This is a genomic window from Methylobacterium sp. J-070 (assembly GCF_022829385.1).
In the GTDB taxonomy this organism is placed as follows: Bacteria; Pseudomonadota; Alphaproteobacteria; order Rhizobiales; family Beijerinckiaceae; genus Methylobacterium.
Window position 1 is genome coordinate 1 of the sequence record NZ_JAKSXX010000245.1, and the last position, 22,593, is coordinate 22,593.

At 71.2% G+C, this 22,593-nt stretch carries 20 protein-coding genes and 1 pseudogene; 11 read left to right on the forward strand and 10 right to left on the reverse strand.

The features are described 5' to 3' along the window. Positions 1–223 precede the first annotated feature (223 nt). A complete protein-coding gene (locus tag MKL01_RS28025) occupies positions 224–1,213 on the forward strand; it encodes a phosphoribosylaminoimidazolesuccinocarboxamide synthase (RefSeq protein WP_243908457.1) in 990 nt (329 codons plus the stop codon). A gap of 42 nt (positions 1,214–1,255) precedes the next feature. On the opposite strand, the gene MKL01_RS28030 is transcribed toward MKL01_RS28025, so the two are convergent. The 3 genes from MKL01_RS28030 to MKL01_RS28040 all read right to left on the reverse strand — a co-directional run bounded on the left by MKL01_RS28030 (position 1,256) and on the right by MKL01_RS28040 (position 4,225). Next, complete coding sequence (locus tag MKL01_RS28030) at positions 1,256–1,531, reverse strand: DUF2312 domain-containing protein (RefSeq protein ID WP_243908458.1); 276 nt, start codon at positions 1,529–1,531, stop codon at positions 1,256–1,258. An 81-nt stretch (positions 1,532–1,612) separates the two neighbouring features. Further along, positions 1,613–2,773: an alpha/beta hydrolase gene (locus MKL01_RS28035; RefSeq protein WP_243908459.1), complete on the reverse strand. Its 1,161-nt coding sequence runs from the start codon at positions 2,771–2,773 to the stop codon at positions 1,613–1,615. A gap of 87 nt (positions 2,774–2,860) precedes the next feature. Beyond that, positions 2,861–4,225 (reverse strand): MFS family transporter, encoded by a 1,365-nt coding sequence (locus MKL01_RS28040; RefSeq protein ID WP_243908460.1) that lies wholly within the window; start codon positions 4,223–4,225, stop codon positions 2,861–2,863. A gap of 239 nt (positions 4,226–4,464) precedes the next feature. Here MKL01_RS28040 and MKL01_RS28045 point away from each other — a divergent pair, with 239 nt between their 5' ends. Continuing rightward, on the forward strand, positions 4,465–5,289 hold the full coding sequence (locus MKL01_RS28045; RefSeq protein WP_243908461.1) for a DUF1236 domain-containing protein: 825 nt from the start codon (positions 4,465–4,467) through the stop codon (positions 5,287–5,289). Between the two features lie 123 nt (positions 5,290–5,412). Here the strand turns inward: MKL01_RS28045 and hrcA are convergent, their stop codons facing one another. Then, on the reverse strand, positions 5,413–6,468 hold the full coding sequence (gene hrcA / locus MKL01_RS28050; RefSeq protein ID WP_243908509.1) for a heat-inducible transcriptional repressor HrcA: 1,056 nt from the start codon (positions 6,466–6,468) through the stop codon (positions 5,413–5,415). 385 nt (positions 6,469–6,853) lie between these two features. Between hrcA and rph the strand changes: the two genes are divergently transcribed. From rph to hemW, 3 genes are read left to right on the forward strand one after another with little or no spacing between them, the layout of a single operon-like run. Continuing rightward, positions 6,854–7,567 (forward strand): ribonuclease PH, encoded by a 714-nt coding sequence (rph, locus tag MKL01_RS28055; RefSeq protein WP_243908462.1) that lies wholly within the window; start codon positions 6,854–6,856, stop codon positions 7,565–7,567. Further along, positions 7,564–8,211, forward strand: a complete 648-nt coding sequence (rdgB, locus tag MKL01_RS28060) for an RdgB/HAM1 family non-canonical purine NTP pyrophosphatase (RefSeq protein ID WP_243908463.1) — start codon at positions 7,564–7,566, stop codon at positions 8,209–8,211. The genes rph and rdgB overlap by 4 nt, the downstream gene beginning before the upstream one ends. A 39-nt stretch (positions 8,212–8,250) precedes the next feature. Then, the gene (hemW, locus tag MKL01_RS28065) at positions 8,251–9,426 is read left to right on the forward strand and encodes a radical SAM family heme chaperone HemW (RefSeq protein ID WP_243908464.1); all 1,176 of its coding nucleotides are present in this window, start codon (positions 8,251–8,253) and stop codon (positions 9,424–9,426) included. On the opposite strand, the gene MKL01_RS28070 is transcribed toward hemW, so the two are convergent. Beyond that, on the reverse strand, positions 9,427–10,689 hold the full coding sequence (locus MKL01_RS28070) for a penicillin-binding protein activator (protein WP_243908465.1): 1,263 nt from the start codon (positions 10,687–10,689) through the stop codon (positions 9,427–9,429). 135 nt (positions 10,690–10,824) lie between these two features. On the opposite strand from MKL01_RS28070, the gene rsmI reads away from it, so the two are divergent. Both rsmI and MKL01_RS28080 read left to right on the forward strand, forming a co-directional pair. After that, complete coding sequence (gene rsmI / locus MKL01_RS28075) at positions 10,825–11,784, forward strand: 16S rRNA (cytidine(1402)-2'-O)-methyltransferase (protein ID WP_243908466.1); 960 nt, start codon at positions 10,825–10,827, stop codon at positions 11,782–11,784. Further along, a pseudogene (locus MKL01_RS28080) lies at positions 11,781–12,171 on the forward strand (YraN family protein). Before rsmI ends, MKL01_RS28080 begins: the two are co-directional and overlap by 4 nt. A 12-nt stretch (positions 12,172–12,183) precedes the next feature. On the opposite strand, the gene MKL01_RS28085 reads toward MKL01_RS28080, so the two are convergent. The 3 genes from MKL01_RS28085 to MKL01_RS28095 form a co-directional block, all read right to left on the reverse strand. Continuing rightward, positions 12,184–12,573: a response regulator gene (locus tag MKL01_RS28085; protein WP_243908467.1), complete on the reverse strand. Its 390-nt coding sequence runs from the start codon at positions 12,571–12,573 to the stop codon at positions 12,184–12,186. 223 nt (positions 12,574–12,796) lie between these two features. Then, positions 12,797–13,909: a L,D-transpeptidase gene (locus MKL01_RS28090; protein ID WP_243908468.1), complete on the reverse strand. Its 1,113-nt coding sequence runs from the start codon at positions 13,907–13,909 to the stop codon at positions 12,797–12,799. 75 nt (positions 13,910–13,984) lie between these two features. Beyond that, complete coding sequence (locus MKL01_RS28095; protein WP_409566367.1) at positions 13,985–14,914, reverse strand: extensin family protein; 930 nt, start codon at positions 14,912–14,914, stop codon at positions 13,985–13,987. A gap of 178 nt (positions 14,915–15,092) precedes the next feature. Here MKL01_RS28095 and MKL01_RS28100 point away from each other — a divergent pair, with 178 nt between their 5' ends. Together MKL01_RS28100 and MKL01_RS28105 are read left to right on the forward strand one after the other, a co-directional pair. Beyond that, positions 15,093–17,162, forward strand: a complete 2,070-nt coding sequence (locus MKL01_RS28100) for a M3 family metallopeptidase (protein WP_243908469.1) — start codon at positions 15,093–15,095, stop codon at positions 17,160–17,162. Between the two features lie 77 nt (positions 17,163–17,239). Beyond that, positions 17,240–18,226: a hypothetical protein gene (locus tag MKL01_RS28105; protein WP_243908470.1), complete on the forward strand. Its 987-nt coding sequence runs from the start codon at positions 17,240–17,242 to the stop codon at positions 18,224–18,226. 12 nt (positions 18,227–18,238) lie between these two features. Here MKL01_RS28105 and MKL01_RS28110 read toward each other — a convergent pair whose 3' ends face one another. Next, positions 18,239–18,457 carry a hypothetical protein gene (locus MKL01_RS28110; protein ID WP_243908471.1) on the reverse strand — a complete coding sequence of 73 codons (219 nt, stop codon included), beginning with the start codon at positions 18,455–18,457 and terminating at the stop codon, positions 18,239–18,241. 176 nt (positions 18,458–18,633) lie between these two features. Then, positions 18,634–19,020, reverse strand: coding sequence for a DUF2267 domain-containing protein (locus MKL01_RS28115; protein WP_243908472.1), 387 nt, complete (start codon positions 19,018–19,020; stop codon positions 18,634–18,636). 150 nt (positions 19,021–19,170) lie between these two features. Between MKL01_RS28115 and MKL01_RS28120 the strand changes: the two genes are divergently transcribed. Further along, positions 19,171–20,697 (forward strand): helicase HerA-like domain-containing protein, encoded by a 1,527-nt coding sequence (locus MKL01_RS28120; RefSeq protein ID WP_243908473.1) that lies wholly within the window; start codon positions 19,171–19,173, stop codon positions 20,695–20,697. Positions 20,698–20,855: 158 nt separating this feature from the next. Then, positions 20,856–22,586: a ubiquinone-dependent pyruvate dehydrogenase gene (gene poxB / locus MKL01_RS28125; protein ID WP_243908474.1), complete on the forward strand. Its 1,731-nt coding sequence runs from the start codon at positions 20,856–20,858 to the stop codon at positions 22,584–22,586. The last annotated feature ends 7 nt before the right edge of the window (positions 22,587–22,593 follow it).

The window sequence follows — 22,593 nt, forward strand, 5'->3', positions numbered from 1 at the left end:
GCGCGGCCGAGGAGACCGGCGCCGCCGCCGCACAGGTGCTCGGCGCCGCCTCCGAACTCTCCCGCCAGTCCGAGCACCTCGCCGCAGAGGTCGACCGCTTCCTCGCAACCGTCCGCGCCGCCTGACAGCGCGCCGCGGACCGGCGGGAGGCTGGTAATCTCCTGCCCGTCCGCGCACACAGGCACCGCGGCGGCATCGCCGCGCAGCCTGCCGGAAAGCCCCGATGAAGACGGCCGATCTCCTCCCGCACGCCCATCAGGTTCTGCAGGACGCGACGTTGCCGGAGCTGCCGAACCATTACCGCGGCAAGGTCCGGGACAACTACGACCTGCCCGACGGGCGCCGCATCCTGATCACCTCCGACCGGATCAGCGCCTTCGACCACGCCCTCGCGGCGATCCCCTTCAAGGGGCAGGTTCTCACGCAGACCGCCCGCTACTGGTTCGAGACGACGGCCGACATCTGCCCGAACCACGTCATCGCCTATCCGGATCCGAACGTGGTGGTCGGCCGGCGCCTCGAGATCCTGCCGGTCGAGGTGGTGGTCCGGGGCTACCTCGCCGGCACCACCTCCACGTCGATCCTGACGCGGTACCGCGCCGGCGAGCGGACGATGTACGGGCACCGTTTCGCGGACGGCCTGCAGCCCAATGCCCGCCTGCCGCAGCCCATCATCACCCCGACCACCAAGGCGTTCGACGGCGGCCACGACGAGCCCTTGACCGAGAGCCAGATCCTCGAGGGCGGGCTCCTCACCCCCGAGCAGTGGCGGACCGTCTCCGAAGCCGCGCTCGCCCTCTTCGCCCGCGGGCAGGCCCTGGCCGCCGAACGCGGGCTGATCCTGGCGGACACGAAGTACGAGTTCGGCACGGACGGGGAGGGCCGCATCGTCCTGGCGGACGAGATCCATACGCCGGACAGCAGCCGCTACTGGTTCGCGCAGAGCTACCCCGAGCGCTTCGCCGCGGGCTCGGCCCCTGAGAGCTTCGACAAGGACTTCGTGCGCAACTGGGTGGTGGCCCGCTGCGACCCGTATGCGGATCCGATCCCCGAGATCCCGGCCGACATCGTCCTGGAAACGGCCGCGGTCTACATCCGCGCCTACGAGACGATCACGGGGTCGCCCTTCGTGCTGCCCGATCCCGCCGAGGTGCCGCTCGAACGGATCCGGCGCAACATCGCCGCCTATCTCGGCGCCGGGCCGGGTCGCTGAGGGGGAGGGGCAGCGCCTCGGGCGCCGCCCCGGTTCACGCGCTCAGGCAGCCTCGGCGAGCGGGGCGGGCGCATCCATCGCGCGCAGGTACACGTCGAGCAGGGTTTCCTGCTCGTCCCGCTCGTCCTTGTCCTGCTTGCGGATCTTCAGGATCTCCTTCAGCACCTTGACGTCCAGGCCTTCGCCCTTCGCCTCGGCGAAGACCTCCTTCTTGGCCTCCATCAGGTCCTTGATCTCTTCCTCCAGCCGCTCGACGCGCTCGATGATCGAGCGGATGCGCTCGCCCGCGACGCCCACGGTATCGGTCATGTCAGTCATGCAAACCCTCGCCGGATGACGGGCCGACCCTCGCCGGAGCGCGGTTAGCGACGGGTTAAGCGTGCGGGCGCCGCAGGGCGGTCAGCGTGTCCGCGTCTCGATCCACCCGATGATCGCGTCCGCGACCTGATCGCTGTTCGATTCCAGCATCATCATGTGGCCATTGCCGTAAATGCCGTGCTCTTCGAGCTTCAGACGGTCCGGCTTGGCGCCGGCCTGCGTGAGGAAGGCGGCGGTGCAATCGTCCATGGTGGCGCGGAACGACGCTTCGGACGTCACGATCACGGCCGGCACCCGGGCGAGGTTGGGCAGGGTCCGGGCCGGCTCCGCCTGGAGCCAGCATCGGATCTGGTCCGGACGGGCGGGGCTCTCGGCCTGGACCACGGTCAGGTCGGTGGGACTGCTCACCGGCGGCTCGAAGCGGAGCGGCACCCGGGTGATGCCGTAGGGCCGGGCCCGCGCGTCCCCGATCCGCTCGTACCAGTCGGCGCCGCCCTTGAAGCGGATGTCATAGAAGGTCGGGCCGTTGGGCTCGACCGCCACGTGGGCCTTGACCAAGTCGGGCCGCTGGTCGGACACGGCCCATCCGAAGACCCCGGCCTGCGAATGCGTCAGCAGGATCGCCGGGCCGATCTTTTCCAGGAGCGCGATCAGGGCCGGATCGACCAGCTCCTCGGTCCTCAACCCATTGGCGATGTAGGGCACCTGCGACAGGTAGAACTGGTCGAACGCGGCGTTGCCGCGCACGCCCGGTCCGCCCGGCCACTGCGTGTGCTTCCCGGCCTGCGGAAACAGGCCGGACCGTTCCTGCCCGGTGAACACGCTCTCCAGATCCTCGACCGACAGGCGGGCGTAGGGGCCGTAGGCCTCCACGTCTCCGCCCGCGCGACCGCGCCCGACCTGGTCGACCACGTAGACGGCAAAGCCCTTGGCGACGAAGCGATCCGCCCAGCCCGGCCGGCCGTCGGGCGTACCGAGGAAGTTTGTCCCGGTCTGCGCGGTGCCGTGCACGAGGACGACGGGATAGGGCTGCGTGATCCGCGCGGGGGCGCGGTACGCCACGAACATCTGCCCGACCGCGATGGTCTTGTCCTTGGCGGTCTCGTAACGGCCGCCGACGAAGAAGTAGCCGGCGGGCTGGGTCGGCTCGAACCGCGCCTCCCCGGCGCCCCCCGCAGAGTTCGCGGCGGTCAGGCCGAGAAGGGCCAGGGCGATTGCGCCGGCGGCGGCTATGATACGCATCGTGTCCTCCCGCGGGCGTCTGGCGCGCCCGGCGGACGGCATATCATCGCGAAAAACCCGGCCGGTCCAGCCGGATACGCCACGCGATCACGCGTGGACGAGACGCGGCTTCTTGCCGAGCGCCTCCTCGACGGTCCCGTCGCCGTCGAGGTAGCCGTGGACTTTGGGGTTCGGCATGATCACCGAAGCCACGAAGGCGATCGCCATCAGGACGGTCACGTACCAGAAGAACGTGCTCTCCATGCCGTTGTCCTTGAACCACAGGGCCACGAACTCGGCGGTGCCGCCGAAGGTCGCGTTGGCCACCGCGTAGGACAGGCCGACCCCGAGCGCCCGCACGTTGGTGGGGAACAGTTCCGCCTTCACGATCCCGCTGATGCCCGTGTAGAACGACACGACCGCCAGCCCGAGCGTGATCAGCGCGAAGGCGAGATAGGGATCCTTGTTGGTCCCGAGCGCCGTCATCAGCGGCACAATCATCAGCGTGCCCAGACCGCTGTACAGCAGCATGTTGGCCTTGCGGCCGATCCGGTCCGACAGCGCGCCGAAGAGCGGCTGTATCGCCATGTAGACGAACAGCACGACGGTCATCGTCTGCGAGGCCGAGGTCTTCGGCATCCCGGCGGTGTTGACGAGATACTTCTGCATGTAGGTCGTAAAGGTGTAGAAGCTCAGGGAGCCGCCGGCCGTGTAGGCCACGACCACCAGGAACGCCCGCCAGTGCTTGAACAGCTCGGCGAAGGTGCCGGCATTCTCCTTGTCGCTGCTGTCCTTGGTCTCCGCCAGGGACCGCCGCAGGTAGAGTGCCACCACGGCCAGCCCGGCGCCGATGAAGAACGGGATCCGCCAGCCCCACGCCGTGAGTTCGGGGGCGGTCATCACCGTCTGGAGCAGCACCAGAACCAGCGACGCGAGGAGTTGCCCGCCGATCAGCGTGACGTACTGGAACGAGGCGAAAAAGCCGCGCTGCCCCTTGATCGCCACCTCGCTCATGTAGGTCGCCGAGGTGCCGTACTCGCCGCCCACCGAGAGGCCCTGGAGCATGCGCGCCAGCAGCAGCAGGACCGGCGCGAGGGTGCCGACATGCTCGTAGGTCGGCAGGATGCCGATCAGCAGCGAGCCGAAGCACATCATCAGCACCGAGATGACCATCGAGGTCCGGCGCCCGACCCGGTCGGCAATGCGCCCGAACAGCCAGCCGCCCACCGGGCGCATGAAGAAGCCCACCGCGAAGATGCCGGCGGTCTGGAGCAGCTGGCTGGTCGAATCCCCCTTCGGGAAGAAGGCCGGCGCGAAATACAGCGCGAAGAACGCGTAGCAGTAGAAGTCGTACCACTCGACGAGATTGCCCGAGGACGAGCCCACGATCGCCCAGATGCGGCGGCGCCGATCCGAGGCCTCGTCGAGGGCGCTCGGTGCGATACCGATCGTATCGTTCCCCGAAGCGGACATGGCGTCTCCGTCGATCAATCTTTGTGCCGGCAACGGCCGGCCTCTTCTTCGTGTCGGGCAGGCTTACAGGCGGCGTTTCTGATCGCAAGTCCGTGAGCGGACTTAGCCGAGGATAGGACGCGCGCGTGTCATCGGGCGCGCGGCGCGGAAGCCTTGGCGACGGAACGGTTTGGCCCGGGGCCCCGTTGCGGGCCGGCGCGGGCGTCGACGGCGCTCCGACATCGGCTGGAGGAGAGGCCATGAAGCGGATTCTGAGGGACACGGTGGCGGCCGCGATCATCGTCGCCGGGGCGGCGACGGCGTTCGCCCAGGGCGGCCCGGGCGGCGGGGGTGGTCCCGGCGGCGGGGCCGCCGGCGGCGGAGCTGGGCCGGCGGCCGGTGGTGCCGGCGGCGGAGGAGGACCCGGTGGCGGCGCAGGTCCCGGTGGCGGCGCAGGCGGCATGCGGGGCGGTGCCGGCGGCGCGGAGGGCGGCGGCGGGATGCGTGGACCGGGCGGAGCTGAAGGCGGTGCCCGCGGGGCCGAAGGAGGCGCCCGCGGTGCCGAGCCGGGCGCGCCCGGGGGCCGGGGCGCCGAAGGGCCTGGCCGGGCGGGCGGCGGGGCCGAGCGCAACGGACCCTCCGATCGGGCAGGCCAGGGCGCCAATCCCGGTGCCGGCGAGCGTGGTGACCGCGGCGGACGCGAGCCCGGCACGGCCGGCGAGCGTGGCAACCGGGACGCGGCCGGGCCCAACCAGGGCGGCCGCAATCCGGCCGGCGAGCGGGGCGGCCGCGCGGGCGCCCAGGATCGCGGCTCCGTCCGCGGGGCGGCTGGTCGGCTCGACACCCGGCAGCGCACCGAGTTCCGCAGTTCGATCACCCGCCTGGGCGTCTCGCCGCTCCGGGATGTGGCCTTCGGGCTTGCGGTCGGCACGGCGATCCCGCGCTCGGTCTCGCTGCACCGACTGCCGCCGGCGATCGTCTCGATCGTGCCGGAATACGAGGGCTACGATTTCATCCTGGTGCGCGACGATATCGTGATCATCGATCCCGACACCTACGAGATCGTGGACGTGATCCCGGCCTGACGGGCAAAGAAAATCGGTGCCGGGCGGACCCGCGTCCGCCCGGCGCATCCTGCGCGCGATTCTCAAAGTTCCGGACGCCAGCCCCGGCCGCCCAGCGTTGGCGAACCTGCAACGCGACCGTGCCTACCGGCCCCCGTCGAGCAGCTTGGAGACGACCCGGGCGGTGTAGTCGACCATCGGCACGATCCGGGCGTAGTTCAGCCGGGTCGGTCCGATCACCCCCACGACGCCAACGATCTTCTGCGACCCGTCCCGGAACGGCGCCGCGATCAACGACGAGCCCGACAGCGAGAACAGCTTGTTCTCCGAGCCGATGAAGATGCGCACGCCGTCCCCGCCTTCGGCCCGGGCCAGAAGGTCGATGACGTCCTTCTGGGTTTCCAGGTCGCTGAACAACAGGCGGATGCGTTCGAGATCGTCGACCGCGCGGAGGTCGTCGAGCAGATTCGCCTGCCCGCGCACGATCAGCTGGCGCGCCTCCGTGGGACCGACGGTGGTGGCGAGGCCGGCATCCACGAGCCGCTCGGTGATCGCGTCGAGCTCGCGCTTCATCGCCTTGCGCCCGGCCTCGATCTCGGCACGCAGCGAGCCGAGGGTCCGGCCCTGCAGGCGGGCGTTGAGGAAGTTCGTCGCCTCCTGGAGCGCCCCGGCGGGCAGGCCCGGGGGCAGGTCGACGAGGCGGTTCTCCACCGAGCCGTCGTCCGAGACCAGGATCACCAGGGCGCGGGCCGGATCGAGGCGGACGAACTCGATGTGCTTCAGGTTCACGTTCGCCTTGGTGGTCAGCACCACGCCGGCCCCGCGCGAGACCCCCGACAGCATGGTCGAGGCCTCGGCGAGGGCGGACGCGAAGGTGTGGCCCGAGGCGGCGGCCCGCATCTGGGCCTCGATCCGGGCCTGCTCGTCCTGGCTGACGTCGCCCAGTTCGAGCATGGCATCGACGAAGAAGCGCAGGCCCAGCTCGGTCGGCAGCCGCCCGGCCGACGTGTGGGGCGCGTAGATCAGGCCGGAATGCTCGAGGTCCGCCATCACGTTGCGGATCGACGCCGGCGACAGCGTCATCGGAAGGATCCGCGCGAGATTGCGCGATCCCACGGGCTCCCCAGTCGTGAGGTAGCTCTCGACGATCTGCCGGAAGATCTCGCGGGCGCGCTCGTTGAGGGCGTCAAGCGCCTGCATCGCCTGGCCGTTGGTCAATCTGGCGTTCGGGTCTGTCACACGGGCATCCTGGGGCCGATCATGTCCGGACGCGGCTTGCGGATCAATCCGTAGGGCCGCGGCTCGAACCCGGTCCGAACTACGACAACGTCCCCGGGACCCGACAGGGCGCACAGCACGCCGGCAATCTTTCCGCGGCGCCGACATCGATACGCAGCACCCGCGGCGCGGATCCGGTTCTCGGGTCCTGCCGCACAGTCGCGGAACGACGGAGCCGGCGGTCCGACTCGCGGCGTGGGTCCGCAATCCCGCGCGTGTGGCCCGGCTCCGTGGGGCGAAGCTTGCCCGCCGTGGCGGCACGGCCTATGAGCCCGGCCCTCGACATCCTCGACAGAAAGGGCCCGCGATGCGGCCTTCCAAGCGTGCCGCCGACGAGTTGCGGTCCGTGAGCCTGGAGCGCGCGGTCTCGCGCTACGCCGAGGGCTCGTGCCTCGTCAGCTTCGGCAACACCCGGGTGCTCTGCACCGCCTCGCTGGAAGAACGCGGTCCCCCGTGGCTGCGCGGGTCGGGCAAGGGCTGGGTCACGGCCGAGTACGCCATGCTGCCCCGCGCGACGCACGAGCGCACACGCCGCGAGGTCGGGTCCGGCAAGCCGTCGGGGCGGACGCAGGAGATCCAGCGGCTGATCGGCCGCTCGCTGCGCGCGGTCACCAACCTGCCGGCCATGGGCGAGCGTCAGGTCACGGTCGATTGCGACGTGATCCAGGCCGATGGCGGCACCCGGACCGCCGCCATCACCGGCGCCTGGGTGGCGCTGCACGATTGCTTCGCCTGGATGCGGGCGCGCTCGATCATCTCGGTCGATCCGCTGCGCGACCACGTCGCGGCGGTGTCGTGCGGGCTCTACAAGGGCACCCCCGTCCTCGACCTCGACTACGCCGAGGACTCGGCCGCCGAGACGGATGCCAATTTCGTGCTCACCGGTCGCGGCGGCATCGTCGAGGTGCAGGGTACCGCCGAGATGGAGCCGTTCTCGGAGGCGCAGCTCCTCGAATTGCTGCGGCTCGCCCGGGCCGGCACCGACCGGCTGGTGGCGCTCCAGAAGGAGGCGATCGCGTGAGCGGCGCGCCGCGGAGCGGCCGGCGGCTGTCCGGCAAGGTGGTGATCGCCACGCACAATGCCGGCAAGCTCGCCGAGATGCGCACGCTCCTGGCGCCGTTCGGGATCGACGCGGTGTCGGCCGGCGAACTCGGGCTGCCCGAGCCCGAGGAGACCGGCACGATGTTCGCCGAGAACGCCGCCATCAAGGCGCAGGCGGCCGCCGCCGCCGCCGGCCTGCCGGCCTTCGCGGACGATTCCGGCCTGTGCGTCGACGCCCTCGACGGCGCGCCGGGCATCTTCTCGGCCCGCTGGGCCGGACCGGCCAAGGACTTCGCGGGCGCCATGGCGCGGATCGCCTCCGAACTTGACGGCCGCGGGGCGACCGATCGGCGCGCGCATTTCGTCTCCGCGCTGGTGCTGGCCTGGCCGGACGGTCACACCGAGCTGTTCGAGGGCCGGGTGTTCGGCGACCTCGTGGAGCCCCGGGGCTCGGCCGGGTTCGGCTACGACCCGATCTTCCGCCCCGACGGACACGACCGCACCTTCGGCGAGATGACCGCCGACGAGAAGCACGGCATCGACTGGCTGAAGGGCGAGGGCCTGTCGCACCGCGCGCGCGCGTTCGTGGCGCTGAGCCGGGCCTGCCTCGCCCCGGCGCGCTGATTGCCAAACCGGGCCGTCGCCCTCACATCCCGGCCCATCATGACCGCGCCCGGCCCGGACCATCCCACACGCGACGCAGGCTTCGGCGTCTACCTGCACTGGCCCTTCTGCGCCGCGAAGTGCCCGTATTGCGACTTCAACAGCCACGTCCGGCACGGCGGGATCGACGAGCCGCGCTACCTCGACGCCTTCCGCGCCGAGATCGCCCACGTGGCGGACCGGACCCCCGGCCGGACCGTCACCAGCATCTTCCTCGGCGGGGGCACCCCGTCGCTGATGCAGCCCGCGACGGTCGCCGGCCTGCTCGACGCGGTGGCCCGACACTGGCCGGTGGCGCCGGATGCGGAGATCACCCTCGAGGCCAACCCGTCGAGCGTCGAGGCCGGTCGGTTCCGGGGCTATCGCGCCGCCGGGGTCAATCGGGTGTCGCTCGGGGTCCAGGCGCTGGACGATGCCGCGCTCAGGAGCCTGGGCCGCCTGCACGACGTCGCCCAGGCGCTCGACGCCATCCGCGTCGCGCAGGCCGTCTTCGCCCGCACCTCCTTCGACCTGATCTATGCGCGGTCCGGCCAGACGCCCGCCCTGTGGCGGGCCGAATTGCGGGAGGCACTGGCCTACGCCGCCGAGCACCTGTCCCTCTACCAGCTCACCATAGAGCCCGGTACGCCGTTCCACGGACTGGCCGCCGCGGGCCGGCTGGTGATCCCGGACGACGAGACCGGCCGGGCGCTCTACGACGTGACGCAGGAGCTGTGCGGCCAGGCCGGGCTCCCCGCCTACGAGATCTCCAACCACGCCCGGCCGGGGGCGGAGTCGCGCCACAACCTGCTGTACTGGCGCTACGGCGAATATGCCGGGATCGGTCCCGGTGCCCATGGCCGGCTGGTCACGGATACGGGGCGCCTCGGCACGGTCACCGAGCGGTCGCCGGAAGCGTGGCTCGCCCGGGTGGAGCGCGACGGCCACGGCGTCGTCGAGACCGAGACGCTCTCGGGAGCCGATCAGGCGGACGAGTTCCTGGTCATGGGCCTGCGCCTCGCCGAGGGGATCGACCCGGCGCGCTACGCGGCCCTGAAGGGACGGCCGCTGAACGGCAACCGGATCGGCATGCTGGTGGGCGACGGGTTGCTGGAGCGGCGACCCGGCGGGCGCATCGCCGCCAGCGCCCGCGGGGCGCCGGTCCTCAACGCCGTGGTGGCCGAACTGGCGGCCTGATCAGATCGCCGGCTTGGCCAGGACCCGCGGTGCCGGGCTCACCACGGTCGCGGCGTTGTTGCGGATCTCGTAGACCGCCAGGGCCCGCTCGCTCTGTCCGTCCGGACGGAACCGGAAGGTGCCGTCGATCCCCGCGAAGCCCGATCCGCTGGTCAGGGTCGTCTCGGCGAAGCGCTGCGATCCGTATTGCCGCGACAGGGCCGCGGTGAGCATGACGGCGTCGTAGGCGAGCGAGGCCACGCGGGGCGGCACGGCGCCGAACCGGGCCTGATAACGGCCGCTGAAATTCGAGAAGCCGCCCCGGTCGGGCGCCGCGAAATGCCCGCCCTGGAGGGCGGGCAGGGCGAACAGGGACGGCTCGTTCCAGAGCGCCGTCCCGATCGGGCGGACCCGGGCCGGCGAGAACCCGGCCTTGGTCAGCGCCGCCGCAACGGGCGGCAGGGCCTCGGCGGTTTCCGGGATGAACAGCGCGTCGGCCGTGGCGCCGGGCCCCGTGATCACCCGCGCGAGGCGCTCCACCGCAGGACCAGGCGCGCCCGCCCGGTAGCGCTCCACCGCCGCGACCCGGGCGCCGCGGCGCGCCACGGCTTCGCGGAACTCCGCCTCCACGGCGTTGCCGTAGGCGGTTTCGGGAATGAGGGCCGCGAAGGAGCGCTTGCCCCCCGCCACCGAGTCCTCGACCGCGCGGTCGACCTCCGCCTGCGGCAGGAAGCTCAGGAGGTAGACGCCCCGGGCCGCCACGGTGGCGTCCGTGGAGAATCCGATCACCGGCTTGCCGGCGGTCTTTGCCACGGCCGAGGCCGCCTGCACGCTTCCGGCGAAGAGCGGCCCGAGAACGATCTCGGCGCCCTGCCGCAGCGCGTCCTGGGCGGCATCCCGGGCGCCGTCCGGCGTGCCCCGGTCGTCCTCCACCAGGATGGTCAGGTCGGGTTGCTGCGCCTCGTCGTAGGCGAGTTGCGCCGCATTGCGCAGGGCGGCGCCGACCGCGGCCCCTTGCCCGTTGAGCGGCAGGACCAGGGCCACCTTCACGGTGCCGGAACCGATGCGCTCGCCCCCCGAGGCCGCGGGGGTGTTGGCGGCCGGAGGCGGCGCTCCGGGCTCCTGCGGCAGCGACTCCGGCGGCAGGGCCGCCTGGGCGGCGGGCCGGCGCCGGCCCATGTCGGTTCCCAGGCAGCCGCCGAGAGGCAGCAGCGCGGCGCAGAGCGCGGCGATCAGGGCGGTGGAGCGCGCGAGACGGTCCCGCGCGCCGTTCGGACGCGCCATGGCGCGGGCTCCCTCGGGCAGGCCCAATCAACCTGACCGGCGTCCCCTAAAATGTAAACGCGCGGAGCCGGACTTGCCCCCGGCCGCGCGGCGGTGCCGCGACGCGAGGCCGCCACTGTGGCAAGATCGCAGCCGATGACCCGCCGATTCGACTCTCCGGAGCCCGCCGTCCCCACCCGGAAACCCGGACCGGACCGTCCGCGCACCCACAGCTTCACGGCCTTCGGGCTCGCCAGCGAGGTCGAACGCCCGTCGCCCGGCCTCCACATCGTGGCGACGCCGATCGGCAACCTGCGCGACATCACGATCCGCGCGCTGGCGACCCTCGCGGCGGCGGACGCCATCCTGGCCGAGGACACGCGGGTCACGCGGGTTCTGCTGGCTCATTACGGGATCACGACGCCGCTCCTGGCGTATCACGAGCACTCGAACGACGCCGTGCGCGAGCGCATGATCGCCCGGCTGCGCGCGGGCGAGGCCCTGGCCCTGGTGTCGGATGCCGGCACGCCCCTCGTCTCGGATCCCGGCTACAAGCTGGTCCAGGCCGCCATCGAGGCCGGTCTCGCGATCACGCCGGTCCCGGGTCCTTCGGCCGTGATGACCGCCCTGGTCGCCGCAGGCCTGCCGACCGACCGGTTCTTCTTCGAGGGCTTCTTGCCCCAGAAGGCGGGCGCCCGGCGCAACCGGCTGGAGGCGCTGGTCACGGTCCCGGGCACGTTGGTCCTGTTCGAATCGCCGCACCGCCTCCCGGAGATGCTGTCCGACGCCGCCGCCGTGCTCGGCCCGGACCGCCCGGCCGCGGTGACCCGCGAATTGACGAAGCTCTACGAGACCGTCCGGCGGGATACGCTCGGCTCGCTGAGCGCGCGCTTCACCGAGGACGGGCCGCCGAAGGGCGAGATCGTCGTGATCATCGGCGCCGCCGTGACGCCCGATCGCACCGTCGAGGGCGACGCCGCCCTCGACGGGTTGATCCGAACCGCCCTGGAACGGCACTCGATCAAGGACGCCGCGAGCCTCGTGGCCGACGAGACCGGGCAGCCGCGCCGCGCCATCTACGCGCGGGCCCTGGTGCTCGCACGGAGCGACAATTGAGCGGGCTCTCGCCCGAGCGCACGGCGCGGCATCGGGCGGCCTATCGCCGGGGACACCGGGCCGAGTGGCTGGCGTTGCTGGCGCTGATGCTGAAGGGCTACTGGCCGATCGGCCGGCGGGTGAGCCTCGCGGGGGGGCGAGATCGATCTCATCGTCCAGCGCTGGAACACCGTCGTGTTCGTGGAGGTGAAGGCGCGGGCGCGGCGCGAGGAGGCCCGCGAGGCGATCGATGCAGCCAAACGGCGCCGCTTCTCCCGGGCGGCCCGGTCCTGGATCGGCCGCAACGCCTGGTGCGCGGGCATGACGTTCCGGGCGGATGCAATCTTCGTCGGCGCGCGGGACTGGCCGGCCCACGTGGTCGACGCGTTCACGATCGAAGGGTTGTGACGAAGCGCGCCGTCAGTTTCGTGCGGCGCGGATGGCGCCGATCAGGGTCCGCTTCAGGTCGGCTTGGCTGAACGGCTTCTGGACCACGGGCCTGTCGCGGAACGGTTCGCGGATCCCGGCTCCGCCGTAGCCCGTCGAGAAGACCAGCGGCAGGTCGCGCTTGGCGATCGCCTCGGCCACCGGGTAGATCGGCTCGCCCGCGACGTTCACGTCGAGGATCGCGACCTCGAAGGCCTCCTGCGACGCCATCTCCAGCGCCGAGGACAGGCGCGCGGCCGGCCCCACGACGGCGCAGCCGAAGTCGAGGAGCATGTCCTCCAGCAGCATCGAGATCGCGGCCTCGTCCTCGACGACGAGCACGCGGACGCCGGTGAGGACGTCATCGTTGGGGTCAGCAGTCACGCCGGGCCGTCTTCCCTTCGAACGCCCCCGTCGCCGGGGATCTTGCCGTGCGGTCGGTCCCGCCCCGCGCCAGAAACACCGAAGCGACTTCGACGGGCAGACGGTGCGATGACCTTTGGCGTCGCCCGTAATGGGCAACGTGTCAAGCGTTCCCGGAGCGTTCCTGCGCCAATCGCCGGCGGTATGTTAACCAGCGATACATTTTTGCGTGTGGTGGGGCCGGTCAGTCCTCTTTGAAGACGACCTCGGCGCCCCGCGCCACGTGCGCCGCCAGATCCCGGGCATTCCAATTGGTGAGGCGGATGCACCCGTGGGACTCGGTCTTTCCGACCTTTTCGGGCTCCGGCGTCCCGTGGATCCCGTAGCTCGGGATGGCGAGATCGATCCAGACGAGACCAACGGGGTTGTTAGGGCCGGACTGGATCGTGAACTTGTGCTGAGCCTTGACCCCCTTAAACCCATATTTCGGGTTGTAGGTGTAATCGGGATCGAACGCGACGCCCTTCACCTTGGTGGTACCGCTCGGCGCCGGCTTCTCGGAGCTTCCGATGGAGGCTGGATAGTAGGCGAGCAACTTCCCGTCCGCGCCGAAGGCCCGCACATCGCGGCTGCCCTTATCGACCTCGATGCGCTGGACCTTCGGCTCCCGGGGGAGATCCTTGCCCTTCGGCTTGTCCAAAGCCATCGGATCCACCGCCGCCACGATGATCGCGGTGCCGCCCTTGTCGAGGGGCTTGCCGGGATTGAGGGCGCTGACGAGATCGCGGCCCATGTGGAACCGCTCGGCCAGCATCTCCCGGGGATTGGTGTAGTCGAGCGCCTTGAGGTCGGCCTGCTGCTCCATCTTGGGCGGGATCTTGTCGACGTAGGGCCCCGCCGCGTCGGCATCCGTGATCGTGTAGTCCGTCACCACCGGCTTGTCGCTGGTGGCCTGGAGTTTGTCCCATACCTCCGCGTTGAGGTCCTGCGTCGCCGGGAGGCCCTGCGCCACCGCGAAGGCTTCGAGGGCGTGCTGGTAGTTCTCGCCCTTTCGGCCGTCGATCGCCCCGGGGAAGAAGCGGGCGCGATCGAGCAGGACCTGCGCCTTCACGATGAGCGGATCCGGCTTCGTCTCGTCCGTCTTGGACTTGGACGCCTTCACCCGGTCCTTCTTCGGGGCCGTCTTGTCGGCGGCCGGTGGGGCGAGGGTGGCGGCGTTGATAGTGTCCGCGGTCAGGGCCGTGGGCTTGGCAGCATCCTCCGCGGAAGCCTTGTCGCTCTTAGGCGCCGCCGCGTGCGCGGAGAGGCAACTCGCCAGGAGCGCGACGCAAACCGGCCGCCAGAGTGTCGGGTTCATCACCGTCGTCGCCTCCGGAAGCGGGCGCGCTCCCGTCGCAAAAATGGCGAGGCGGCGAGAACGTTCCACCTCGCGCTACTCGCACAGACGGTGACCGGCGCTGCGCTCGCGCTCGTCGAGGTGCAGATGGTTGGCGTGCGCGGCATTGGAGCCCGGGCCGAGGACCGTCCGGAAGAAGCCGCAGGCCTTGGTCCGGACCGCGCCGAGGAACTGGGCCTCGTCGGACCCCTCGGGAAGCGCCTTGACCGGAAGGCTCGCGCGGCCCGCGAACGCGAAGGCCATGACGTCGACCGCATTCGCGAACGCGTGCTCGCTGAGCTTGGCGTCGACATCGTGGTTCTGCCCCCGGCACACGAAGGTGCCCCCGAGTTCGAGCCCGGTGAGCGGGTGCTTGAGCATCCGGTCCGCCTCGACCTGCGCCTCCGTCACCCAGCGCGCCAGGGCCTCGGCGGCGCGACAGGTCAGCGTCGCCCCCTGCGGCAGCGCGACGCCGTCGGCGAGCCGCGTGACCTTGAGCGGCAGGGGCGCGGTGCATTGTCCCTCGGCGATCGGCGGCAGGGCCTCGAAGTCGACGCCGAGCCGCCTGAGCCGGGTTCGACACGCCGTGTCGTCGGGCGGCGTCACCGTGAGCGCCACCGCGCCCTGGCCGGACAGCTCAGGCGGACGCCCGGGCGGGGTGGGGGGCGGAATCGGGATCTCCGGCTTGGCGTCCTCGGCATTCCCCTCGGGACCGGGCGTTCTGACCGATGTCCCGGGTGCGGGCGCGCCGGGTCGTTCAGGCTCCGCCGGGACCGGGGGCTTGAGCGCCTCGGGCCGGGCGGGCGGGACGGGCGGCGGCACGGGGATCGTGGTCGCCGGCGCTTCCGCGGCCCACCCCGGCGCGACCGGGAACGCCGCGAGGGCCAGAGCCAGGTACGAGAACAGGCGGTCCCGCCCGCGTAACCGGCCTGGCCCGCGGTCAAGCCTCGTGATCGGACGGTGGAGCGGCGCGCGACATCCCGGCATGGGGCCTCGAAGCGTGGGCGTTGGCCGTTGGTAACGAGCGAGACGCCGTTCGGATCGCCGTCACCGGTTGACGGATGCCCCGTTCCGTCCACTGTCTCGGGGATCGCGGCCGCCGACCCCCTGTCGCCGGGCCGCCGCGGCGGCGCCGGCCGTCGCAGGGATGGATGTCGAGGACCGAATGCCGGATGTCGCCGAAGCCGGGCTCCCGAGCCTGCCGCAGGACAACCCGTTTCACGAGGCGCGCTGGACGACGCCGTTCGGCATGCCGCCCTTCGAACGGATCCGGCCAGACCATTACAGGCCGGCCTTCGCGGCGGCGCTCGCGGCGCATGATGCCGAGATCCGCGCCATCGCGGCCGACCCGGCGCCCGCGACCTTCGCCAACACCGTGGCGGCGATGGAGCAGGCCGGCCTCGCCCTCGAGCGGGTCGCCGGGGTCTTCTACAATCTGACCGGCAGCCACACGAACCCGGAGCTGCAGGCGATCGAGCGGGAGATCGGCCCGAAGCTCGCCCGGCACGGCAGCGCCATCTACCTCAACCCCCAGCTCTGGGCCCGCATCTCGGCGGTCGAGGCCGAAGGCCTCGATCCGGAGGAGCGGCGCGCCCTCGACCGCTACCGCATCCGGTTCCGGCGCGCGGGCGCCGATCTCGGTGCGGACGACAAGGCCCGCATCGCCGAGATCGCCGCCCGCATGTCGGAACTCGGCACGCAGTTCAGCCAGAATCTGCTCGCCGATGAGAGCAGCTTCATGCTGCCCCTCGAGTCCGAGGACGATCTGGCCGGCCTGCCGCCGTTCCTGCGCGCGGCCGCGGCGAGCGCCGCCAAGGAGCGCGGGCGCGACGGCCACATCATCACCCTGTCCCGATCGCTGATCGAGCCGTTCCTGGTCTTCTCCACCCGCCGCGACCTGCGCGAGCGCGCCCACGCGGCCTGGACCCGGCGCGGCGAGAACGGCGGCGAGACCGACAACCGCGCGATCAGCGCGGAGATCATCCGGTTGCGCGCCGAGCGCGCCCGGCTCCTGGGCTTCGAGAGCTTCGCGCATTTCGCCCTCGACGACACGATGGCGGCGAACCCCGAGGCGGCGACCGGGCTGCTGCGCGATGTCTGGACGCCGGCCCGGGCCCGGGCCGCCGAGGAGCGCGAACGCCTCCAGGCGACGATCCAGGCGGAGGGCCACAACTTCGCACTGCAGGCGCACGATTGGCGGCACTATTCCGAGAAGGTGCGGCGCGCCGAGCACGACCTCGACGAGAGCGAGATCAAGGCCTACCTGCCCCTCGACCGGATGATCCAGGCGGCCTTCGACACGGCGTCCCGGCTGTTCGGCCTGACCTTCGCCGAGCTGTCCGATGTCCCGCGCTATCACGAGGACGTCCGGGTCTGGCGCGTCGGCAATCCGGACGGCTCCGAGGTCGGCTTGTTCCTGGGCGACTATTTCGCCCGCGCGACGAAGCGGTCCGGCGCCTGGATGAGCGCCTTCCGCTCGCAGGAGCGGCTGAACGGGCCGATCACCCCGATCATCGTCAACGTGATGAACTTCGCCAAGGCGCCCGCCGGCGAGAGCACGCTGCTCTCGTTCGACGACGCGCGGACCCTGTTCCACGAGTTCGGCCACGCCCTGCACGGGCTCCTGTCGGACGTGACTTTCCCGATCCTGTCCGGCACGGCCGTGTCGCGCGACTTCGTGGAGCTGCCGTCGCAGCTCTACGAGCACTGGCTCGAGCAGCCGGAGGTGCTGCGGATGCACGCCCGCCATCACCAGACCGGCGAGCCGATGCCGGACGCGCTGCTGCAGAAGCTGCTCGCGGCGCGCACCTTCAACCAGGGCTTCGCCACTGTGGAGTACACGGCCTCGGCGATCGTCGACATGACGCTGCACCTGTCCGCCGAGGGCGAATCCGGCCTGGACGTGCCCGCCTTCGAGGCGGAGGCGCTGCGGCGGATCAGCATGCCGGCCGAGATCGGCATGCGGCACCGGACGCCGCACTTCGCCCACATCTTCTCGGGGGACGGCTACGCGGCGGGCTATTACAGCTACCTCTGGTCGGAGGTGCTCGACGCCGACGCGTTCGACGCCTTCCGCGAGGCGGGCGACATCTTCGATCCGGAGACGGCGCAACGGCTGCGCACCTTCGTGTACGGCGCCGGAAACCTGCGTGACGCGCGCGAGGCCTACACGGCCTTCCGCGGGCGCATGCCGAGCATCGAACCGCTGCTGCGGAAGCGGGGGCTGGCGGCATGAGCCGGCGGTAAGGGTTTCGTAAACAAACGTCCTTAACGAACGCTTGCAGCACCGGTCTGCACGCGGAGTTCGGGACGATGACGAAGAGCGAAACCAAGGAGGCCGTGTCCCCGGTCGACCTGCTCAAGGCTGCGGTGACCGGGACCGGCGATCCCAAGCCTGCCGCCGAGCTCGCGGCAACGGAGATCGCCGCCCCGAGGCGCCTCAGGCTTCCGCCGCTGCCGCGCCTCGACCTGTCGGCTCTCGACAGACACCGCCTCGCCGTCCCGGGCTTGGCCCTCGCGGTCGGCGCCGTGCTGGGTGGCGGCGTCATGGCCCTGAGCCGATCGGCGGCGCCGTCCAACGATGCCGTCATGGCGCTCAGCACCACGCTGGACGCCGGCCGGACCGAGACGGCCCGTCTCGGCAGCGACATCGCGCAGCTCCACAAGGTCCTGGCCGAGCTCCGGGCGTCCACCGATACGGCGCGCCGGGAGGCGGCGGGCCGCAGCGGCGCCCTCGGCGAGCGCCTGACCCAGCTCGACAAGACCCTGAACGCCAGGACCGCTGCCTTGGGCGAGCGCTTCGAGCAGGTCGAGCGCGAGCAGAACGCGCGAATCGCAGCCCTCACAACGCAACTTGACCGCCGGCCCGCCCCAGCCGCCGCGCTGCCCGCGGCCCGGACGGAGCCGACCCAGACGGGCAGCCTCGCCGACGCACCCAGGAGCGTCGAGCCGAAGGCCGTCGAGGCGAAGGCTGCCGACGCCAGGATCGTCGACGCGAAGAACGTCGACGCCAGAATTTCCGAGGCCAGGATCGGCGAGGCCAAGCTCGCCGATGCGCGGCCCGCGGACGTGAAGCCCAAGCAGCCTATGGTCTCGGAGAAGACGCCGGTGATCGACGGCTGGGCCCTCCGCGACATCTTCGAGGGGGCGGCGATCCTGGAGAATCGCAAGCGCCGGCTCGTCGAGGTCGGTCCGGGCGACATCCTTCCGGGGGTGGGTCGCGTCGAGGCCGTCGAGCGGCGCGGTCACGCGTGGGTGGTCGTGACCCGGCAGGGTCTCGTCACGGCGCAGCCCTGGTAGCGGGGAAAGGCGTCAGCGGTTGGAGCAGGCGGTCGGCGCGAGCACGTCGCTGGTGAGCGGAAACCGCGGCTCCAGCGTCATCGGATCCGCCATCGCGGCCGCGCGCTCGGCCCGCCGCCGCCCATGGCGCAGGGCGCGCGTCTGCGCGGCCCGAGTCGGATGCAGGATCGCGGTCAGGAGAGCCTGACCCTCGAACGCGCTGTCCAGATTCTTGGATTCGAAGACGGGCATGGCCGGCCTGTTTCAGTGCGGCCCCGGATACTGCCGGGGGCAGCGTTCCAAACCACAGCCCTAATAACGGGCATCGCGTGGATGGGTTCCGCCAAGCTCTCACCGCGAAACCACTTTTTCACGATTGTCCAGGCGCGGCCCGAATGCGGTGCGCCGGCGCACACCGCCGGGGTCTCTCATACGAACTGGTTGAGGCCCGGGATCGACCCGATGATCGGTCCCATCGCGTCCTCGCCGACCTTCTCGCGGCCGAAGGCGAACAGCTCCTGGCCGAGGGGCTGCATCTGGCCCATCGGGACACCGACCGACATCAGCTTCTGGCCGAGGCCCATGACGCCGCCGCCCATCATCCCGCCCAGCATGCCCATCAGGCCGCCGCCGTTCTCCCCGGCATTCGCCTCGGCGATCAGCGCCTCGGAGCCCGGCAGGGCAGCCAGCAACTGCCCGACCTCCGCCGCCGGCCCCTCCTTCTGCAGGAAAGCCAGGATGTGGCCGATGGCGGTCTGCGCCGTGGCGGCGTCGAGCCCCGTGCGAGCGGTCACGCGGGCGATCAGTTCTTCCATGGTGGCGATCTCTTCGGCAAAGTTCTCTTCGGAACGTTTCCAGACGTCCTTCGACGCTGAGGCGCTGGAAATCAAGCCGGCGGCCGCCTCCCTGGAAAAGTCCGGACGGCTTGTCCATAACGGAACCCGGGCGGATCGGGGGCTTCGGCGATGGGCGACGGTACGATCCTGGTCGGCAAGAGCGTCCAGGCCTCCGGGCCGGCCAAGCCCGAGACGCTCACGCTGAAACTCGCCAACCGGCACGGGCTCGTCGCCGGCGCGACGGGCACCGGCAAGACCGTCACCCTGCAGGTCCTGGCCGAGGGGTTCTCGAATGCCGGAGTCCCGGTCTTCGCCGCCGACATCAAGGGCGACCTGTCGGGCATCGCCGCCGCCGGCGAGGCGAAGCCCGCCTTCGTGAAGCGGGCCGAGGAGCTCGGCCTCACCTACGAGCCGGACCGGTTCCCCACGGTGTTCTGGGACCTGTTCGGCGAGCAGGGCCATCCGATCCGCTGCACCGTCACCGAGATGGGACCGCTGCTGCTCGGCCGCCTGCTCGAACTCAACGACACGCAGGACGGCGTGCTCAACATCGCGTTCCGGGTGGCGGACGAGAACCAGTGGCCGGTGATCGACCTGAAGGACCTGCGCGCGCTGCTGGCCTTCTGCTCGGAGAACCTGAAGGACATCTCCGGCCGGTACGGCAACGTCTCGGCGGCGTCGGTGGGGGCGATCCAGCGGCAGCTGCTGGTCCTCGAGAATCAGGGCGCCGACAAGTTCTTCGGCGAGCCGGCACTCGATCTCGCCGACCTCATGCGCACCGACCGCGACGGGCGCGGCATCGTCAACATCCTGGCGGCCGACAAGCTGATGCAGCGGCCGAAGCTCTACGCCTCGTTTTTGCTGTGGATGCTCTCCGAGCTGTTCGAGCAGCTGCCGGAGGTCGGCGACCTCGACAAGCCGAAGCTCGTGTTCTTCTTCGATGAGGCGCATCTGCTCTTCAACGACGCACCCAAGGCCCTGCTGGATGCGGTGGAGCAGGTCGTGCGCCTGATCCGCTCGAAGGGCGTCGGCATCTACTTCGTGACGCAGAACCCCCTCGACGTGCCCGAGACCGTGCTCGGCCAGCTCGGCAACCGCGTCCAGCACGCCCTCCGGGCGTTCACGCCCCGCGACCAGCGGGCCGTTCGGGCCGCAGCCGAGACGTTCCGGCAGAATCCGGCGTTCGACGTGGCGACGGCCATCACGGAACTCGGGGTCGGCGAGGCGCTGATGAGCTTCCTCGAGCCGAAGGGCACGCCGTCCCCGGTCGAGCGCGCCCTCGTGGCGCCCCCTCAGGGACGGGTCGGTCCGCTGACCCCGCAGGAGCGGTCGGCCCTGATCGCGCAGAGCCCGATCCGGGGCAAGTACGACACGAGCGTCGACAACGAGAGCGCCTACGAGATGCTCGCCAAGCGCAAGAACCTCGATGCGGCGCCAGAAGGCGGCGCCTCCCAGGGGGGACTCGGCGGCATGCTGGGGGGCGTGTTCGGCGGCATCTTCGGGACGCCCGCCAAGGGCAAGGGCGGCCGGCGGCCGCCGCAGAGCCTCGCCGAGCAGGTCGTGGGCAACGCGGCCCGTTCCATGGCGCGGAGCGTCGGACGGGAAGTTGGCAACGCCATCCTCCGCAACGTGCTCGGCGGGCTGACCAAGCGGTAGCGGGTCCGGCCGGGATCCCGCCGGTTCAGACGGTGACCGGGCGCGATCGCCCCGCCCGCGACAGATCTCTGGACCGGCGATCCTTGGAACACACGTCCGCGTCGCCTGTTTCGGCTGGCGAGGGCGGACCCCAGTCCAGGCCACCGCGGAGCCGCATCATGCGCACCAGCAACGTCGCCGACGTCGTCGCCGAAACCCTTCAGGAGGCCGGTGTCGCCCGCATCTACGGTGTCGTCGGCGACAGCCTGAACGGCATCACCGAGGCGCTGCGGGCGAGGGGCCGCATCGACTGGATCCACACCCGCCACGAGGAAGCCGCCGCCTTCGCAGCCTCGGGGGAGGCGCAGGCCACCGGTCGCCTCGCCGTCTGCGCCGGATCCTGCGGGCCGGGCAACCTGCACCTGATCAACGGGCTCTACGACGCGCATCGCAGCCGGACCCCGGTCCTGGCGATCGCCGCCCACATCCCGTCGCCGGAGATCGGCTCGGGCTACTTCCAGGAGACGAACCCGACCGCGCTGTTCCGCGAGTGCAGCCACTATTGCGAGATGGTCTCCGACCCCGCGCAGATGCCGTTCATCCTGGAGAACGCGATCCGCGCCGCCGTGGGGGAGGGCGGCGTCGCGGTGATCGTCATCCCGGGGGATGTCGCCCTGCGGGACGCGCCGAAGCGTCCCCTGACGCCCCGCCCGGGATTGATTCCGGCCAAGCCGGTGGTGCGTCCGGCGGACCCGGAGCTCGACGCCCTCGCGGCCCTGCTCAACGCCGGAAAGCGGGTCACGCTGCTGTGCGGGCGCGGCTGCGCGGGCGCCCATTCCGAGCTGCTGCAACTCGCGGACGCGCTCAAGAGCCCGATCGTGCACGCCCTCGGCGGCAAGGAGTTCGTCGAGTTCGACAACCCCTACGATGTCGGGATGACGGGCCTGATCGGCTTCTCGTCGGGCTACGCGGCGATGATGGCCTGCGACACCCTGCTGATGCTCGGGACCGGCTTCCCCTACAAGCAGTTCTATCCGCAGGACGCGCAGATCGCGCAGGTCGATCTGCGCCCGTCCGAACTGGGCCGCCGCTGCCGGATCCAGCTCGGTCTGGTGGGGGACGTGGGCGCGACCCTGCGGGCCCTGCTGCCCCGGCTGAAACCCAAGGTCGACCGCGCGTTCCTGGACGCCAGCCTGCGGCACTACGCGAAGGCCCGGTCGGGCCTCGACGAACTCGCCACCGGGAAGCCGGGCGGCCCGCTGCATCCGCAATACCTCGCCCGCACGATCAGCGAGGCGGCCTCGGAGGACGCGGTGTTCACCGCCGATGTCGGCACGCCGACGATCTGGGCGGCGCGCTATCTGGCGATGAACGGAAAGCGGCGGCTGCTCGGCTCCTGGGTGCACGGCTCGATGGCCAACGCCCTCTCGCACGGCATCGGCGCGCAGGCGGCGCAGCCCGATCGACAGGTGATCGCGCTCTGCGGCGACGGCGGCTTCGCCATGCTGATGGGCGACTTCCTGACCTTGCGGCAGCACCGGCTCCCTCTCAAGGTCGTGGTGTTCAACAACGGCACCCTCGGATTCGTCGAGCTGGAGATGAAGGCCGCCGGCTACCTCGAGACCGGCGTGGCGCTCGACAATCCGGACTTCGCGGCGATGTCGCGGGCGGCCGGCATCTTCGCCCTGCGGGTCGAGGACCCCGCCGAGCTGCCGGCGGCGGTGCGCGAGTTCCTGGCCTTCGACGGACCCTCGCTCCTCGACGTGCGCACCGCCCGCAACGAGCTGTCGATGCCGCCGAAGATCGACGGGCAGCAGGTCAAGGGCTTCAGCCTCTACGTCCTGCGGGCGGTCATGGACGGGCGCGGTGACGCAGTCCTCGATCTCGCCAAGACCAATCTCATCCGGTAGACCCTGG